Raw genomic sequence first — 16,077 nt, 5'->3', positions numbered from 1 at the left:
TTTGTGTGCAACTGCCATAATATCATTCCTTCTTTCATTAATATTAGATTTGACAGGAATAAAGAAAAATAAACTATAATTATTAGTTGACAACTTATTCTTTGAAAAAAATGACGTAATTTTTTTATGTCATAATTTTAATGAAGTAATTTGAAATTTTATACATATATGTCAATAGGCGAGAAATGGATCTAAACTTACTTGTCTTATAAGGGGTGATCAGATAACACTTATATTTCTTAGAAGTTAGAAAATTGAATAATGTTTGGTGATAGTGGCTAGTTGATTCAAAGCCATAATATTTCATTTCTCTTATTCAATTTAGATAAGCTTGATAATAATGTATTAAAACCTTGGTCATTATTATCAAAATGTATTGAATCAAGTATTATTTCACCTGTAGATAGATTGTAGATACTTGCGACGTGTTTATATTTGGCTACGTCAATACCGCAAAATAGTTTTGTCATAAAAAGACCGCCTTTCTAGAAACCTTGTCATTTCTATAGCAATCTTACTAGTGTAACCTTGCGTGACATGAAGATATCAAAATCTATCGAGCTATAAACAGATGTAATAAGATCCTATAGATTCACTCTCCTGATAAGTGGATAAACCACATAGAAATATAAGAGTATTAAGGTTCTATCTACATTGTACAAAGGTTGGAAAGAAAAAGTGATATAAATGTTACAACAAGGTACATTTTTATTATACAAGAAAGATGGTTAAATCGCTTACTATGATAGAAATAAAAACTGTTATTAGAGAACTATAATGATTTTTTTAATAGTATAAAGGTTAGGGTGATAATGATAGGTTCAAGCATTCAAAGTCCTCATATATATTATGGAGGTACGAAAGGGTTCTCGGCAGATAAAGTATAAGTAGCTGGATTTATGTTTGTTGACGATTCAGTTGTTAAAGGCGATATTGTTTATACTAATGATAAATCGTTACTATGCATAAAGGCATATATTTCCAACATAAGTGGAAGTTATGCCTTTTATTTCGTTTTAAAACGGTAATAAAAATATAATCATCAAATTGTACGATGATTTATTATGTAGATTTTCCACATTAATAAGGAAGTATATGTAATTGCCCTCACTGTTGTTACGATGTTATCATATATTCGGAAAGAGAAACAGAGTTAACTTATGGGGTGAGAAAATGAATAGTCGACAAATAAAATTTTTAAAACTTTTAAAAGAACAAAGTGAGTATAAGCCCGCATCTTTCTTTGCTAAATGGTTATCAGTATCAACGAAAACCATATATAGTGATATAAATGCTCTCTACAGTTTTTTACAAGAAAATGGTCTAGATCTTGATTCTTCGCCAAGAAATGGCATTAAATTATTGGACGCAAAAAACAATCTTAATAAGCTCATAGATGAAATTAGTGATGAAAATAAAAGAGATGAGTATTCTCCAGTGAATCGACGTTTTTCTATTATAAGAAAGATTCTTTTAGAAAACAAAAATACTACTTTAGAAAATCTATCAAATGATTTTTTAGTAAGTAAGACATCTTTATATCAGGATTTAGGAGTCATTAATGAAGTATTTGAAAGACAGAATACAAAACTAAAGGTAACTAATATTGGAATTGTATCAATAGGTACAGAAATAGATTTGCAAAAATCTATAAAAGATTATGTTTTTGAAGATGATAAAGATGATTCATTATTGGATTTGAAAAGTAAATTAGAACTCCTGTTTGATAGACAGCATATTGATTACGTTTTCCATTTATTATTAGAAGACTATAACGAATTAACAAATGATGTATCTATTTATTATCTGAAATCAATTATTGTTATACTTCTTATACAAATTGTTAGGTTGAAATATGGTTATCATGTTAAAACTGAAGAAACGTTCTTGTTTAATAATATACGCTATATGGAAACGTATGTTGTGGCGAATAGCATTGTTGAAATGTTGCAACAAAATTTAAATCTATATTTTAAAAATGCGGATATTGAGTATTTATGTAGGCAATTATTTGCACATCGAATAACAAATAGTTTAAAAACAGGACAAAATGAATATGCAGACTTAGTAAACGAAATTATTGAAGTTATGTCTAAAATAGAAAAGATTGACTTAAGACAAGATAAGCACTTATATAAGTCGCTGATTTATCATGTTCCTGCAATGATTCTAAGACTGAAAAAGGGAATTAAAATAAAAAATCCTTTATTAGAGAATATAAAGGAGCAGTATACAGAATTATTTACAATTGTCTGGTATGCATTATCATTAATAGAATCAAGATATAATGTTATTTTAAATGATGAGGAAGTTTCATTAATACTTGTTCATTTCCAAATAGCATTAGTTAATATCTCAAAAGCTAATAATATATTAGTTGTTTGTCCATATGGAATATCTTCCTCCCAATTAATATTGAGTAAAGTCCGTAAACTATTGCCAGCTAAAGATAATATTGAACTATCCAGAATAGAAAAATTATATCTTGCGGATTTATCTCATGTAGATTTGATTATAACGTCAGTTGATTTAGATAATATAAATGTTCCATACGTTAGAGTAAGTCCAGTTGTTACCAATGAAGATTATATCAATATTATGGACGCATATAAAAAACATATACTATTTAAAGAAGAAGTACTCAGAGAATTGAAAAATTTCTCTGCACCATATCTAAGTCAATTTATTAATCCAACATTAATTCAAATAAAGAAGAATTATAAAAATAAAAAAGAGTGTTTGGAAAACTTAATTCAAGAATTAGAAAATAGAGAATATGTTAATGAAAAATTTAGAGATTCAATCTTTAATAGGGAGAGAGCAGGAGTTACGTGTATGGATAGTGGAGTTGCTCTGCCACATGCCGATCCATCAACAATTATTACATCTAGTATATCTATACTAACTTTAGATAAACCTGTCGATTGGGGTGGTAATCTAGTAAGTCTTATTATAATGGTATGTTTAAATGAAGATCATGTTGATAAGTTTAAAGATGTTATTCAAGAAATATATCAAATCATTATTAAGAAGGAATATATAGATCAGATTGTAAAAATTAGTAGTATTGATGCAATGATAGATTTATTTTATAAGTAATAGAGGGGGAAATTTATGTATTTTGATAAAAGATTATGTATGTTTCATCAAATATTTGCTACTCAGGATGAATTGTTTGAAACAATGTTCAAAACAATGTTTCAAGCTGGTGTAGTTAAAAGTGATTATTTAGAAGGAATTAAAGAACGTGAGGAAGAATATCCAACGGGATTATTGATTAATGATATAGGATTTGCGATTCCTCACACTGATTCAAGCAAGGTTAATTATTCACAGATCTGCTTTGCATCATTGAATCAACCTGTTGAGTTTTTAAACATGGGAGATAAAAATGAAAAAATAAAAGTTGAACTAGTATTTATGTTAGCTATGAGTCAACCGCATGAACAAGTACAAATATTACAAAATTTAATCGCATTGTTTCAGAATAAAGAAGCAATTAATGCACTTAAACAATGTGAAAACGAAGAAGAATTTATGGGTATTTTAAATAGAAATGGAATTTATTAAGAGAGGGTAAAAAAATGGTTGAAGCATTACAATGGTTTATTGGTCTGGGATCAACAGTTTTCCTGCCGATTATAATAATTATTATAGCATTATTTTTTGGGGTTAAATTATCAAAGGCAATTATTTCTGGGATTACAGTTGGTATTGGTTCTATTGGTTTGGATTTAGTTATTGGTTTGCTATCATCAAATTTGGGAACAGCTATTCAAACAATGGGAGAAAAATATGGTAACTCATTAAGTATTATGGATATTGGTTGTGGAGTTGGAGGGCCGCTTGCATTTTCTACAACATTAGGTATTTGTATTATACTAATTTCATTAGGACTTAATTTAGTGTTTGTTATGCTTGGTTGGACAAAAACATTAAATGTAGATATTTGGAATTTTTGGTTCCCAGCGTTCTTGGGGTTAGTTGCTAATGCAATTAGTGGAAGTTTTTGGGTTGGTCTCTTAGGAATTATAGTAGCACTTATGATTCAATGGTTACTTGCAGACTTATTTCAAGAGAAAATCAGCAATTTCTTTGGGTATCCTGGTATTGCTATTACACATATGATGGCTTTATGTGGAACGATTTTTGCAATTCCTGTTAATTGGTTATTTGATCATATTCCAGGTCTGAATAGAATTGATGCAGATGCAGAAACAATTGGTAAAAAATTTGGTATCTTTGGAGATACAGTTATTATGGGATTATTTATTGGTATAGGTGTAGGTATTTTGGCAGGGTATGATGTTGCCAAAATTGGTCAATTAGGAATGACAACAGCAGCTGTTATGAAAATTATGCCAAAAATGGTTGCAATGTTTATGGAGGGTCTAATGCCAGTTGCTGAGGCCGCAAAAACTTGGACAAATAAGCATTTAAATGGTCGTACTGTTAACATTGGTATGGATGCAGCGCTTACTGTTGGGCATCCGACAGTTATGACAACTACATTAATTATGGTACCTGTATCACTATTATTAGCAATTATTTTACCAGGCAATAAAACATTACCATTTGGCGACTTAGCTTTTTATGCATTTGCTATTGCATTAATGGTTCCTTTCTTTAAAGGAAATATTGTGAGAAGTATTTTAGGCTGCAGTTTATATATGGTGACAATGTTATATTTGTCAACCTGGCTAGCACCAGTTATTACAAATGTATTTAAATTAGCAGAATATAATGTTGGTACAGTTGGTTTAGTTACATCAGTTAACTGTGGCTTATGGCCTGTAGCATTATTTACAATACTGTTACAATCAATTGGATGGATTGGATTAGTTATTATTGGAGTTATAGTGTTGGGACTATTAATTTATGTAAATAAAATAAAAAAGCCCGCGGTACAATAGGAGGAAAAAAGAATGAAAACATTATTAATCGTATGTGGAGCAGGACATGCAACTTCTACAATTGCAGTTGCAAAAGTACAAGAATGGTTAAATAGTAATGGATATACAGAAGTTAAAATTTATCAATCTAAATTAGCTGATGAGTTGAATAAAATTGATGATTATGATGCTGTTATCTCAACAACAATTGTATCTGAATCTATTAAAGATAAGGTTATTAATGGATTGCCTTTATTAACAGGTTTGGGGGTAGAACAATTATATAAAGATTTAAAAGAAAGATTAGGTTTATAGTATGAATATTTATCATGATGATATTGTCCTTCAGACAGTTATAGGTAGACCATCATATCACGATATTAAACAGCATTTAATTGATTTTGTAAAAAAATCAAATATTAAAGATGGGTTGATAACAGTTTCAAGTGCACATACAACATGTTCATTATATTTTGATGAAACTATGCATGATACTAATTTTTATGGTGACGAGTATTTACAAGTTGATATTAATAATACTTTAGATCGTTTAGTACCTAAGATGACAAGTGAAAATCAATATAACAGTCCAGGACCAAAACATATTGAATTTGGATTAAGTTTAAGTGATTCAAATTACCCAGCTGAAAAATGGACAATGTTGAATACAGATGCTCATATTAGGTCATCAGTGTTTGGCAGTCCTTCGCTTACGTTTATTATACGTGATGGAAATATATTATTGGGGACTTTAGGACGAGTATATTTCGTTGATTGGGATCAATTAAGAGAAAGAACAAGAATAATTAATGTAATGATTTTAGGTGAATAGGGTATCGAAAGATACCCTTTATTATAAGGAGATGATTTTAATGATTATATCACCTTCACTATTAAATGCAAATACTTATGATCTGGTTAAACAATTAAAAGAAGTTAAAAGTGCAGGAGCAACATATTTACATATTGATGTGATGGACGGACATTTTGTACCTAATCAAGCATTTGGATCAAATACGGTTAATGATTTAAAAGAAAAAACAGAGTTTATTTTAGATGTACATTTGATGATAGAAAATCCTGAAAGATATATTGATAATTACAAGAATGCAGATATTATTACTGTACATTACGAATCAACAAGACATCTTTATAGAGTTATACAAATGATTCATGCATTAGGAAAAAGGGCAGGTGTAGCAATTAATCCTGCGACACCAGTATGCATGATTAAAGAGATGCTCCCACTTGTTGATCAAGTGCTAGTTATGACTATTAATCCTGGAGTACCTGGACAAAAATTTATAAACTCAACTCTTCACAAAATGAAAGAACTAGCAAAACTCAAGGAAGATAATAATTTTTATTATGATATTCAAGTTGATGGTAATATCACTGATGAAACAATAGTAGAGTGTTTAAAAACGGGAGTGAATGTGTTTGTGTCTGGTGGATATATTTTTAATGGAAATATTACAGAAAGAATTAAAAATTTATTAAAGAAAGGCAAAAAATATGAGTGTAAAAAATAATTTAGAGATTATTTTAAATGAATTAAAGCAAAACAGTCAGATAGTAAATGATAATGATTTTCAAAATTTTATTAAAGAAATAGTGAAAGCTCATCATATATATTTATTGGGAAAAGGACGCTCTGGTCTGATTATTTCTGCGTTTGCAAATAGACTTATGCATCTGGGATTTTCAGTTAGTTTAGTCGGAGAAATTACATCTCCTCATTCAAAGTCTGGAGATTTACTTATTATTGGATCGGGATCAGGTGAAACGCCAAGTCTTGTGTCTATTGCTCAAACAGCAAAAGATGAACAGGTAAGAGTTGCTCTTATAACAATAAACGAAAATTCTACTATAGCTTCTTTGGCTGATAGTATAGTTGTGTTACCAGGTGCTTCTAAATTATCTGGTAAAAGTAAGCAACCTATGGCCTCTGCTTTTGAGCAGCTTTCATTTCTTGTTTATGATGCAATTATATTAGAATTAATGAAAAAATTAAACGAAAATTCAGATAGTATGTTTCAAAGACATACAAATTTTGAATAATTAAACTACAAGAATAAAAAGTCAAACGATATAAATAAATGGATATAAACAGTTTAAAATCCATTTTATAAAATCAAATAATTAGTGTTTAAGTGTGTAGTTCGTTTGAAATGAACCCCAAAGATTGGACTAATATAACAAGTACAATCTTTGGGGTTTTATTATGGCAAAATTAACTTATATGGACAAGAAAGAAATTATAAGATTATATGACGAAGAACGTTATGGATATAGTAGAATGTGTAGAAAGAGAACATTTAGAAAGTTTACTAAAATAAGAACAGTATTCCCAACAGATGAAAGTTTATTTAAATCTTTGTACTTAGCTCAAGATAAAATAACAAGTAAATGGAATGTCCCATATGGTAATTGGGGAATTATATATTCTAGTCTTCAAATCATCTTTGAAGGGAGGGTTTAACGAGAACATTTACAATTAAATATATTATGATATGATATAAAAAAGTAACTGTATAATTACTCAATACAGTTACTCATCAAATTCTATCATTGGAAACAGACTTTACACAAAATAATTTACAGGCTCAATTATTATAATCTTTAATTCTATTTCAACAAATATAAGTGGGTGTCTTAATTTCTCATTTAGAATACATTAATGTAGTGTATTTCGTTTAAGGAGAGAGTGGGTAAATATGCTATCTGTATTACCTTTTCTTTCCATTGTACTAACATAATTAATCAATTGATATTTCCAATTAAAACACGTAAAAAAATGCATAAAATCCCTATGTAAAATTTATCATTTTTTTGAAATTGTAATGTACTATGATTATCGTGTAATATTTAACTACGGTTTGGTTGTTTTCATTACACCATTGATGGTTTTTACTGTTGGAAAGTTTCGATCATCAAGTGTAAAACGGGTATAAAATCCGCTCGGAACAACTCGACCTCATCATTCAAAGTGTCTATTCTCTTGAATAGGCACTTTTAGTTTCTCACATGCTTTTAACATCTGATATATCTTTTCACTATCGCTCTCTTGTTTTTATTGAACATGCTACTAAAATATTATTTTCCATAAAACAGTTGATAAGCTGTGATATGTTGACAACCCAATATTGAGATTCAAATACAATTACATTTTCTTTATACTCTTTTGTTTCATTCTGTTTTGGATGACTCATAAGTTCTCGATTAATTTGTTTTCTTAGTATTCCCGCCATATTGTAAAACAAAACTTTGCATATACATTCGTTTGTACAACTTAGACATTAGTTGATACATTTCTTTCAAGTTCTAATTGAGTTTTTAATGTTTTGTACGCAACTTCAATATCCAATCGTTTTGAATACAGAGCTTCCATCTTTCTTTTTTCAAATTCCTCCTTAGGCAGATTTGTAAAGTAAGTCATTTCTTGAACCTGTCGCATTTCTAGCTCATCATAATATATGTAATTTCTTTTAACGACTCTTATTTTTAATTCGGAATTTTTTCTTCTATATTCAATTGCCTCAGGAGAGAATGAAAATCTCTTAAGCCACTTATCATTAATATTAATCGTTATATATTCATTGTTTGATTTCATCTGTGAAATTTGGCTTTTGTAAAAATATGACTTTCCTCTAACGCAGTAATAATATCCAAGATAATCAAAAAAACAGATCAACCCAGCAGAGCCATAGCACCTATCAGCTAAATATATGACTTTCATATCTTTGTACAAATCACTTGTAGCATATAAATGTTGAAGTGCAAGTGGCATTTCTGAATGGGTTGCCTGTTTTTGTTGTGAAATCAACAAAAATGCCATTAGTGATATCATATAGACCAGCTGGTTTGGAAACAATCTTTTTCACATCAAACATATCACAAACATTTTGGTTTTACCATATGCCAAAGTAATTGATATTATAGGTATCATATGAAATTTCTAAAAAGTACCGTCCCCACCGAGAAGTGTGTAACCCTTATAGTATAGTATAAGCTTAATTCTGAGGAATAAAATAATTGAGCAAACTGTTTAAATTAATAATGAAAAAACATTTGAATTAAGTTTTCTGATATTCTTATGCATAGCCTGTTTGGTAATCTTCTTTTCAAAAATATCAAGACATGAGAAAAATTTAATAAGATCTGCATCAGTATTTTTTCTGTTTCTGAATATAAGTTAGAAAACAACTATATCAAAAGTCATGACACGTATTCCGATAAAATCCTGAAAACGAGTTCGACATAAATTATTAACGATTTTGAAATGAATAATATTAGAAAAAGAATTAATCAAGCGAGTAAATTGTCTTATTATGTTTGTTAGAGCTGTTAAAAACAAAGTATTTCTTAAGTTGACCCCATTGTGTTCTTTGATAGACAAAAGGCATTTTTTAAATACTTTAAAAGACTATTTTCTTTTTCGCTTAGAAGATGAGGGTATATTTAATTGTTGGCGATATTTTACAATCACTCGTCTGGAACAATATAAATCCAGTTCTTCTAACTTAGAAACTATGGCTTCATCAGTTAAAGGCTTTTGTTTATCTTCATTGTGAATTAATAAGACAATTGCCTTTTTGATAGAATCACTACTATCACCACTTAAAGTTTTAGATACCAATAAGTTCTTTAAAGGATAAACCTCATTATTAAAACGATAATATTTATGATGAAGTGTACGAGATATCGTAGATTCATGAAAGCCGCATTTTTGTGCTAAGTCAGCTAACGTACAAGAAACCAATTCATCATTATAGAGAAAATAACTTTTTTGTAAGTCAACCAATTCATTAGCTACCATTAAGACAGTCTTATTTCTTTTGGTTAAGTTTTCCAAAAGAAAATGAGCTTCATTAAAAAAGTTTTTCATATCTTCGTTATCTCTAACACTTTGATAGAGATGGTCATTTACCATCACATTTGGTTGGTTAATAGGGACAATTTGAATATTTTCATTTTCAATAATAATATCAATATCTGGTAAAACATAAATATCATTTTGATTTGAATAATTTTGACATGGAAATGGCTGACATTGCTTAATATCTTCAAAAAGAATATCAATTTCTCTTTGTGTAAGATGGGTTGTTTGTTTGATTTGATGATAATTCTGCGTAAGAATAATATCTTTGTATTTCTTCATCAAACAATATGCATTTTCCTTGCCTTTTCTCTTTAACTGAATACATATAGAATCAATAGCATCACTAGCAGCGACACCAGCAGGTTCAAAAGACTGTAAAAGTTCTAAATGCTTAAAAAATGTATTTTCATCAATCTGTAATTCTTTTAAATAAACATCATAACTATAACTTAAAAATCCACGATCATTTAAAGATTCAATAAGATAAGACATAATATGAGAATCATAAGATTTTAAACAAGCATAAAGTTGGTGATATAATTCCTCTTGTAAAGAAGGATGATTAGAAATATTTTCAATGTAAGAATGATTTGAAGGATCATATGCTTTCCTTAATTCTAAGAAAGGGTTTGTTTGTAAAGCGTTATCAATAAGACTTTGCATATCTTCACTGTTTAACTTTAAAAAATCAAGGGAATGAATCATTTTTTGATTTAATTGAAAAGTTTGTTTATAAGTTTGTTTCATTCTAAACTTTTGCTTCATCACAATCACCTCTACCTATATAGTAGCAAAATTCGTGCCAAAATATATAGAAAAAGAACAAAAAAATAGACCTTGACAGTCATAATTGAAATGATTAAGATAACAACAAAGGAAGATGAAATCATGGAAAAGAAAATATTAGATTGTATTCACCAACTTATTGATCAAAAAGCATTTGATAAATGTACTTGTATGGAAATATCTCAACAACTCAAACAAAGTCGTAATTATGTTTCTACCTTATGTAATGAATTATATGAACAAGATGTATTCATCAAAATAAAACAAAGACCAATCATATTTTTAGATAAAGATTATCTGCAAACAAAATATAAAAAAGAGCATTTGAAAAAGCAATACTCAAAATTACAAGATTTACTTATGGAATTAGAAAATGAACATATTTTACATGATTTTGAAAAACTCATTGGATATAACGATAGTCTCAATCATCTTGTTGAAAAAATTAAAGCAACAGTATCATATCCACCAGTAGGATTACCAATATTACTAAATGGACCTACGGGTACTGGAAAATCTTTCCTTGCTAAGCTAACCTATGAATATTGTATAAACAAGAGATTGATTGAAAAAGATAAACAATTTGTACAAGTCAATTGTTCAGAATATGCAAACAATCCAGAGTTATTAACGGCTAATTTGTTTGGCTATAAGCGTGGTGCCTTTACAGGTGCAGATAAAGATAATTTAGGATTGCTTCATTATGCTAATGGAGGAGTATTATTTTTAGATGAAGTACATTGTTTGAAAGCGGAATGCCAAGAAAAATTATTTTTATACATGGATCAAGGAATTTATCATATGATGGGTGATAATGATAAATGGCATCACTCACATTGTCGTATTATTTTTGCAACAACAGAAGATCCAGAGCAGGTTCTTTTAAAAACACTTTTAAGAAGAATACCTGTTATTTTACAAATTCCCTCTTTATCACAAAGAGGGGTTAATGAAAGAGTACAATTGATTTATTCCCTTTATCATAAAGAAGAAAAAAGGATAAAGAAAACGATTCGGATTTCTTCTAATGTTTATCAGCTTCTATTAAATCATAATTTTATAGGAAATATTGGGGAATTAAGCAATGTGATTCAATCAAGTTGTGTGAGTGCATTATTCAATTGCCAAGATGATAAACTAGAAATTCATGCTTATCATTTTCCTCAAACTATTATGGAAATGGTTAATCCAGCACAATTAATGATGAAGAAACATCAAATGTTATCACTCGATACACTTATTCCAACATCTTTACAAAATCGTACTATTCATTTTTATGAAAATTTAATTCATCTTCATAATCAAGAAGATTTCATAACACAATCAAGAAAACTTATTGAAGATTACTTTGAAAAAATTGTATTTGATAAAAAAGATTTAAGTCAAAATAACTATCTCTTAGATACTGTAGGTCATGTATTAGACATGATGACGAATCGCTATGGTTTTAAAATGTCGCATAATGAGGTTATTGCACTCACAAGCTATTTATTGGAATATAATCATAATACTTATAAACTGGCAAAATGGGTAAATGAGAATGAACAAACCATTTATTGTTTTCAAGAAAACTTAAAAGCAAAGTTTCATAGAGAATACTTAATAGCAGATGAAGTCTATGACTATTTAAAAAATAATATCAATGATGCTTATGATGCAATGGTACAAGTCATTATGATGATTATTTTAAATAAATATATGAATCATGATTCATTAAACCAAACACTTGCGATTATATTGGCACATGGTTATTCAACTGCAAGTTCTATTGCTGAATCAGCAAATAAATTATTAGATACATATGTTTTTGATGCTATTGATATGCCGTTAAATGTGGATAGCACGACAATTATTAACAAGATCAATAATTATTTATCTTATATGGGGAAAATTAAACATTTATATTTATTGGTTGATATGGGATCTTTAGAAGAAATATATCAAGGAATACAAATAAAAAATGTAGATATAGCCATGATAAACAATGTTAATACCAAACTCGCTTTAGAAATTGGCATGGGAATTAAACAACAACGCTCTATGCAAGACATTTTTGAAGACATCAACAAAAACAATCCTTATCATGTCCACCTTGAACTTCATCACCAAAAAGAACCAATTATTTTATGCAGTTGTGCTAGTGGCATTGGTGCTGCAGAAAAATTGAAAACAATTATTACCGATTCATTACCAAAAGGATTAAATATGAAAGTTTTGACATATGATTATCCATCGCTTATTCAAAATCATACTGATCGCCAATTTTTAGAAGATTACAATATCGTATGTGTTGTAGGAACATTAAACCCTAATATGAGTGATTTACCATTTATAGGAATCGAAGATTTTATTATTAATAGTGAACATGATAAATTAGAGCAGTATTTTAAAGATTATCTTTCAAATGATCAACTGCTTATCTTTGAAAAAAATATTCTTAAAAATTTCTCGTTATCGAATGTTATGAACAATTTAACAATCCTAAATCCAAACAAACTTCTTGAACAAGTTTCTACTGCTTTAGATGAACTACAAAAAATATTAAATCATCAATTTAAAAATAAAACATGCTTTGGCTTGTATATACATATCAGTTGCTTGATTGAAAGATTAATCATGAAACAACAGATAACAGTATATAATAGTGAGGATTTTGAAGAGAAACATCAAGATTTTATTATAGCTTTAAAACAATCTATGAAAAAGGTTGAGGAATTCTATAATGTTGAAATCCCAACTGAAGAAATTGAATATATTTACTCTTATGTAGAAAATGATTAATATATGTCCATATAAACAAAATAGGTTTATATGGATTTTTATTTTGGCACGAGTTTTGCTCAAATATAAGTGTCCGGTAACTTCAACAAAAAAATAAAAAAATTAAAGTACATTTATTATTTTGGCACGCTTCTTGCTCGGTAATCAGTGAAAGGAGTGGACGTTATGGTAAAAATAATTTTAGCATCACATGGTGATTTATCTAAAGGAATGTTAAACTCAGTTTCAATGATTGTTGGAGAACTTGCAAAAGATATTGAAACATATAGTTTATATCCTGGTGAAAATCCAAATGATTATGCTGCTTCTTTAAAAAAGAGAATTGAAGCAGATACAAAAGATTATGTGATTGTATGCGATGTTAAAGGAGGTAGCGTTTATAATGCATTATTGCAGACGTGTAATAATGAAAGAGTGAATCTTATCTCTGGTATGAATATGAATATGGTTCTTGAATTGGTTATATCTAATAATTCCGGAAATGTAAATATTGATCATGTATTAGATAGTGGAAAAGTAGGAATCACATTGGAAAATAGTGTAACTTTAAAAAAAGATATTGAAGAAGAAGAATTTTAGTAAAAGGGGAAGAAGTTATGATTAAATGTTTAAGAGTTGATCATCGACTACTACATGGACAAGTTGCATTCTCTTGGACAAGTGCTCTTGGAGCAGATTGTATTTTGATTGCTAATGATGCACTTATGCAAGATGAATTGAAAAAAATGGCTATTAAGATGGCCAAACCACAAGGAGTAAAGTTGGTTTTAAAAAATATTGATTATGCCATTCAGTCAATCAATAGTGGTGTAACAGATAAATACAAACTATTTATTGTTGTTGAGAGCGTTAAAGATGCATATCGTTTAATGACTGAAACTCATGTGATTGATAGTGTTGTTTTGGGTGGAACTAAGGCTACTGCTGAAACAAAGAATATTTCTAAGGCAGTGAATTTAACAGAAAAAGAAATTGAACTTGTTAAAGATTTATTGAATAAAGAGTATTCTGTAGAAATTCGTATGGTTCCAACCGACAAGAAAATTGATGCAAAAGATGTTATATAGAGAGGAAGAAGAATTATGTTACAGGCGTTTTTATTAGGTTGCGTAGCATTTATTGGAAAATGTGATTTAGCAACAGGTACAAACTTAATACAAAGACCGATCGTGCTTGGTCCATTGGTTGGTTTGATTTTAGGGGATTTACAAATGGGAATTGTTGTAGGTGCAACTTTAGAATTAGCGTTTTTAGGGCAAGTTTCCGTTGGTGCATATATTCCACCAAATGTTATTGTTGGTGGAGTACTAGGTACAGCATTTGCAATTACTACAGGTAAAGGTGCAGAAATTGCTTTTACTATGGCCTTTCCAATTGCTTTATTAGCTCAAGCAATTGACAATGTTATTTTTTCTTTAGTAAGACCATTTATGGCAAAAATTGCAGATAAATATGCTGCTAAAGGTAATGCTAAAGCAATAACTATAGTACATATGGGAACTGGTTTTATTACATGTTCAGTATTATTTTTGATTACTTTTTTAGGATTTGCCTTAGGAAGTTCACAAATGGAAGCTATTGTTAATGCAATTCCTGCGGTTATTACTGATGGATTATCAATTGCATGTGGTTTATTACCTGGAATTGGATTTGCAATGTTAGCTCAAATGATTATGAATAAGAAAGTTATTCCATTTTTCTTCTTAGGATTTGTTTTATCAGCATATTTTAAAATTCCAGTTGTAGGAATTGCTATTCTTGGTGTAATTGCTGTATTCTTAAAGATTGATTTTAAAAATAATAATAATTTAGTAATGGCAGAAGGAGGATATGAAGATGACGAAGACTTCTAATAATGAAAAAGTTATTACAAAAAAAGATTTAATAAAAATGTTTTGGAGATCGTTACCAATGGAATTTTCATGGCATTACGAAAGACAAATGCACATGGGATTTTGTAGTATGATAAGTGCAGGATTAAAGAAGATATACAGAAATGATCCCAAAGGACTATCAGAAGCACTTCAAAGACATTTAGAGTTCTTTAATATAACACCACATGTTTCAACTTTTGTTGGTGGGATTACTTTAGCAATGGAAGAAATGAATGCAACACAAGAAGATTTTGATTCATCATCAATTAATGCTGTTAAAGCTGCATTAATGGGTCCATTAAGTGGTATTGGTGATTCATTATTACTTGGGACATTAAGAGTATTAGCAATTGGTATAGGGACATCTTTAGCAATGCAAGGAAATATTTTAGGGCCAATTTTATTCTTATTAATTTTCAATGTTCCAGCATTCGTTTTAAGATATATCTGTGCTATGAAAGGTTATGAACTTGGAGCAACTTATTTAGAAAAAATTCAAAGTTCTGGATTAATGGAAAAATTCATGTTAGCAGCAGCAATTTTAGGAGTAATGGTTATTGGTGGAATGACAAATGAATTAGTAGTAGTATCGACTCCTCTAGTCATTGGAAGTGGCGAAAGCGCTACAAAAATTCAGGATATTTTAAATGGAATTATGCCAGGGATGTTAGCATTGGCAACAACAGGTATTTATTATAAACTTCTACAAAAAAAGGTTAATGTATTATGGCTAATTATTGGTACAGCAATTATTGGTATTGTCTGTGCACAATTTGGAATTTTAGGATAAGAAAATAAATGGAGGAAAGAAAAATGTTAAATTTCGATGAAAGCAGAGTAAGAACAGAACATCAAAATGGAG

At 29.1% G+C, this 16,077-nt stretch carries 16 protein-coding genes and 1 pseudogene; 13 read left to right on the top strand and 4 right to left on the bottom strand.

The window, feature by feature from the left end; genetic code table 11:
* Positions 1-287: 287 nt before the first annotated feature.
* Positions 288-470 carry an IS110 family transposase gene (locus KSU54_RS19545; protein WP_008792890.1) on the bottom strand — a complete coding sequence of 61 codons (183 nt, stop codon included), beginning with the start codon at positions 468-470 and terminating at the stop codon, positions 288-290.
* Positions 471-1,173: 703 nt separating this feature from the next.
* On the opposite strand from KSU54_RS19545, the gene KSU54_RS16930 reads away from it, so the two are divergent.
* From KSU54_RS16930 to KSU54_RS16895, 8 genes and pseudogenes are all read left to right on the top strand, one after another.
* Complete coding sequence (locus tag KSU54_RS16930) at positions 1,174-3,099, top strand: BglG family transcription antiterminator (protein ID WP_008792889.1); 1,926 nt, start codon at positions 1,174-1,176, stop codon at positions 3,097-3,099.
* A gap of 15 nt (positions 3,100-3,114) precedes the next feature.
* Positions 3,115-3,570 (top strand): PTS sugar transporter subunit IIA, encoded by a 456-nt coding sequence (locus tag KSU54_RS16925; RefSeq protein ID WP_008792888.1) that lies wholly within the window; start codon positions 3,115-3,117, stop codon positions 3,568-3,570.
* A gap of 14 nt (positions 3,571-3,584) precedes the next feature.
* Positions 3,585-4,913 (top strand): PTS galactitol transporter subunit IIC, encoded by a 1,329-nt coding sequence (locus tag KSU54_RS16920; protein ID WP_008792887.1) that lies wholly within the window; start codon positions 3,585-3,587, stop codon positions 4,911-4,913.
* Positions 4,914-4,925: 12 nt separating this feature from the next.
* Complete coding sequence (locus KSU54_RS16915) at positions 4,926-5,207, top strand: PTS sugar transporter subunit IIB (protein ID WP_008792886.1); 282 nt, start codon at positions 4,926-4,928, stop codon at positions 5,205-5,207.
* 1 nt (position 5,208) lies between these two features.
* Entirely contained in the window at positions 5,209-5,724 is a 516-nt protein-coding gene (locus tag KSU54_RS16910) for a YjbQ family protein (protein WP_008792885.1), read from the top strand.
* A gap of 40 nt (positions 5,725-5,764) precedes the next feature.
* Positions 5,765-6,424 (top strand): ribulose-phosphate 3-epimerase, encoded by a 660-nt coding sequence (gene rpe / locus KSU54_RS16905; protein ID WP_008792884.1) that lies wholly within the window; start codon positions 5,765-5,767, stop codon positions 6,422-6,424.
* Positions 6,408-6,953 carry a 6-phospho-3-hexuloisomerase gene (gene hxlB, locus KSU54_RS16900; protein WP_008792883.1) on the top strand — a complete coding sequence of 182 codons (546 nt, stop codon included), beginning with the start codon at positions 6,408-6,410 and terminating at the stop codon, positions 6,951-6,953. Before rpe ends, hxlB begins: the two co-directional genes overlap by 17 nt.
* Positions 6,954-7,209: 256 nt before the next feature.
* Positions 7,210-7,374: pseudogene (locus tag KSU54_RS16895) on the top strand (IS256 family transposase); the annotation flags it as partial.
* 574 nt (positions 7,375-7,948) lie between these two features.
* On the opposite strand, the gene KSU54_RS16890 reads toward KSU54_RS16895, so the two are convergent.
* The 3 genes from KSU54_RS16890 to KSU54_RS16880 all read right to left on the bottom strand — a co-directional run bounded on the left by KSU54_RS16890 (position 7,949) and on the right by KSU54_RS16880 (position 10,539).
* On the bottom strand, positions 7,949-8,104 hold the full coding sequence (locus KSU54_RS16890) for a hypothetical protein (RefSeq protein WP_008792881.1): 156 nt from the start codon (positions 8,102-8,104) through the stop codon (positions 7,949-7,951).
* 80 nt (positions 8,105-8,184) lie between these two features.
* On the bottom strand, positions 8,185-8,742 hold the full coding sequence (locus KSU54_RS16885; RefSeq protein ID WP_008792880.1) for a transposase: 558 nt from the start codon (positions 8,740-8,742) through the stop codon (positions 8,185-8,187).
* Between the two features lie 576 nt (positions 8,743-9,318).
* Entirely contained in the window at positions 9,319-10,539 is a 1,221-nt protein-coding gene (locus KSU54_RS16880; RefSeq protein ID WP_008792879.1) for an RNA polymerase factor sigma-54, read from the bottom strand.
* 123 nt (positions 10,540-10,662) lie between these two features.
* On the opposite strand from KSU54_RS16880, the gene KSU54_RS16875 reads away from it, so the two are divergent.
* The 5 genes from KSU54_RS16875 to KSU54_RS16855 all read left to right on the top strand — a co-directional run bounded on the left by KSU54_RS16875 (position 10,663) and on the right by KSU54_RS16855 (position 16,005).
* Positions 10,663-13,341 (top strand): sigma 54-interacting transcriptional regulator, encoded by a 2,679-nt coding sequence (locus KSU54_RS16875; protein WP_117561613.1) that lies wholly within the window; start codon positions 10,663-10,665, stop codon positions 13,339-13,341.
* Positions 13,342-13,506: 165 nt separating this feature from the next.
* A complete protein-coding gene (locus KSU54_RS16870; RefSeq protein WP_029481451.1) occupies positions 13,507-13,920 on the top strand; it encodes a PTS sugar transporter subunit IIA in 414 nt (137 codons plus the stop codon).
* A gap of 17 nt (positions 13,921-13,937) precedes the next feature.
* On the top strand, positions 13,938-14,408 hold the full coding sequence (locus KSU54_RS16865; protein ID WP_008792876.1) for a PTS sugar transporter subunit IIB: 471 nt from the start codon (positions 13,938-13,940) through the stop codon (positions 14,406-14,408).
* A 15-nt stretch (positions 14,409-14,423) separates the two neighbouring features.
* Complete coding sequence (locus KSU54_RS16860; RefSeq protein WP_008792875.1) at positions 14,424-15,194, top strand: PTS mannose/fructose/sorbose/N-acetylgalactosamine transporter subunit IIC; 771 nt, start codon at positions 14,424-14,426, stop codon at positions 15,192-15,194.
* A complete protein-coding gene (locus KSU54_RS16855; RefSeq protein WP_008792874.1) occupies positions 15,178-16,005 on the top strand; it encodes a PTS system mannose/fructose/sorbose family transporter subunit IID in 828 nt (275 codons plus the stop codon). Before KSU54_RS16860 ends, KSU54_RS16855 begins: the two co-directional genes overlap by 17 nt.
* The last annotated feature ends 72 nt before the right edge of the window (positions 16,006-16,077 follow it).

The organism is Erysipelatoclostridium sp. MSK.23.31 (assembly GCF_019125875.1).
In the GTDB taxonomy this organism is placed as follows: Bacteria; Bacillota_I; Bacilli_A; order Erysipelotrichales; family Coprobacillaceae; genus Thomasclavelia; species Thomasclavelia ramosa.
Note: the sequence above shows the minus strand (reverse complement) of the source record. Positions and strands in the feature narration are given on the sequence as shown.

What these genes read in the sequence shown, in the direction of transcription:
- KSU54_RS19545 (WP_008792890.1), bottom strand. Translation starts at nt 470, where the DNA reads ATGACAAAACTATTTTGCGGTATTGACGTAGCCAAATATAAACACGTC.
- KSU54_RS16930 (WP_008792889.1), top strand. Translation starts at nt 1,174, where the DNA reads ATGAATAGTCGACAAATAAAATTTTTAAAACTTTTAAAAGAACAAAGT.
- KSU54_RS16925 (WP_008792888.1), top strand. Translation starts at nt 3,115, where the DNA reads ATGTATTTTGATAAAAGATTATGTATGTTTCATCAAATATTTGCTACT.
- KSU54_RS16920 (WP_008792887.1), top strand. Translation starts at nt 3,585, where the DNA reads ATGGTTGAAGCATTACAATGGTTTATTGGTCTGGGATCAACAGTTTTC.
- KSU54_RS16915 (WP_008792886.1), top strand. Translation starts at nt 4,926, where the DNA reads ATGAAAACATTATTAATCGTATGTGGAGCAGGACATGCAACTTCTACA.
- KSU54_RS16910 (WP_008792885.1), top strand. Translation starts at nt 5,209, where the DNA reads ATGAATATTTATCATGATGATATTGTCCTTCAGACAGTTATAGGTAGA.
- rpe (WP_008792884.1), top strand. Translation starts at nt 5,765, where the DNA reads ATGATTATATCACCTTCACTATTAAATGCAAATACTTATGATCTGGTT.
- hxlB (WP_008792883.1), top strand. Translation starts at nt 6,408, where the DNA reads ATGAGTGTAAAAAATAATTTAGAGATTATTTTAAATGAATTAAAGCAA.
- KSU54_RS16890 (WP_008792881.1), bottom strand. Translation starts at nt 8,104, where the DNA reads ATGAGTCATCCAAAACAGAATGAAACAAAAGAGTATAAAGAAAATGTA.
- KSU54_RS16885 (WP_008792880.1), bottom strand. Translation starts at nt 8,742, where the DNA reads ATGATATCACTAATGGCATTTTTGTTGATTTCACAACAAAAACAGGCA.
- KSU54_RS16880 (WP_008792879.1), bottom strand. Translation starts at nt 10,539, where the DNA reads ATGAAGCAAAAGTTTAGAATGAAACAAACTTATAAACAAACTTTTCAA.
- KSU54_RS16875 (WP_117561613.1), top strand. Translation starts at nt 10,663, where the DNA reads ATGGAAAAGAAAATATTAGATTGTATTCACCAACTTATTGATCAAAAA.
- KSU54_RS16870 (WP_029481451.1), top strand. Translation starts at nt 13,507, where the DNA reads ATGGTAAAAATAATTTTAGCATCACATGGTGATTTATCTAAAGGAATG.
- KSU54_RS16865 (WP_008792876.1), top strand. Translation starts at nt 13,938, where the DNA reads ATGATTAAATGTTTAAGAGTTGATCATCGACTACTACATGGACAAGTT.
- KSU54_RS16860 (WP_008792875.1), top strand. Translation starts at nt 14,424, where the DNA reads ATGTTACAGGCGTTTTTATTAGGTTGCGTAGCATTTATTGGAAAATGT.
- KSU54_RS16855 (WP_008792874.1), top strand. Translation starts at nt 15,178, where the DNA reads ATGACGAAGACTTCTAATAATGAAAAAGTTATTACAAAAAAAGATTTA.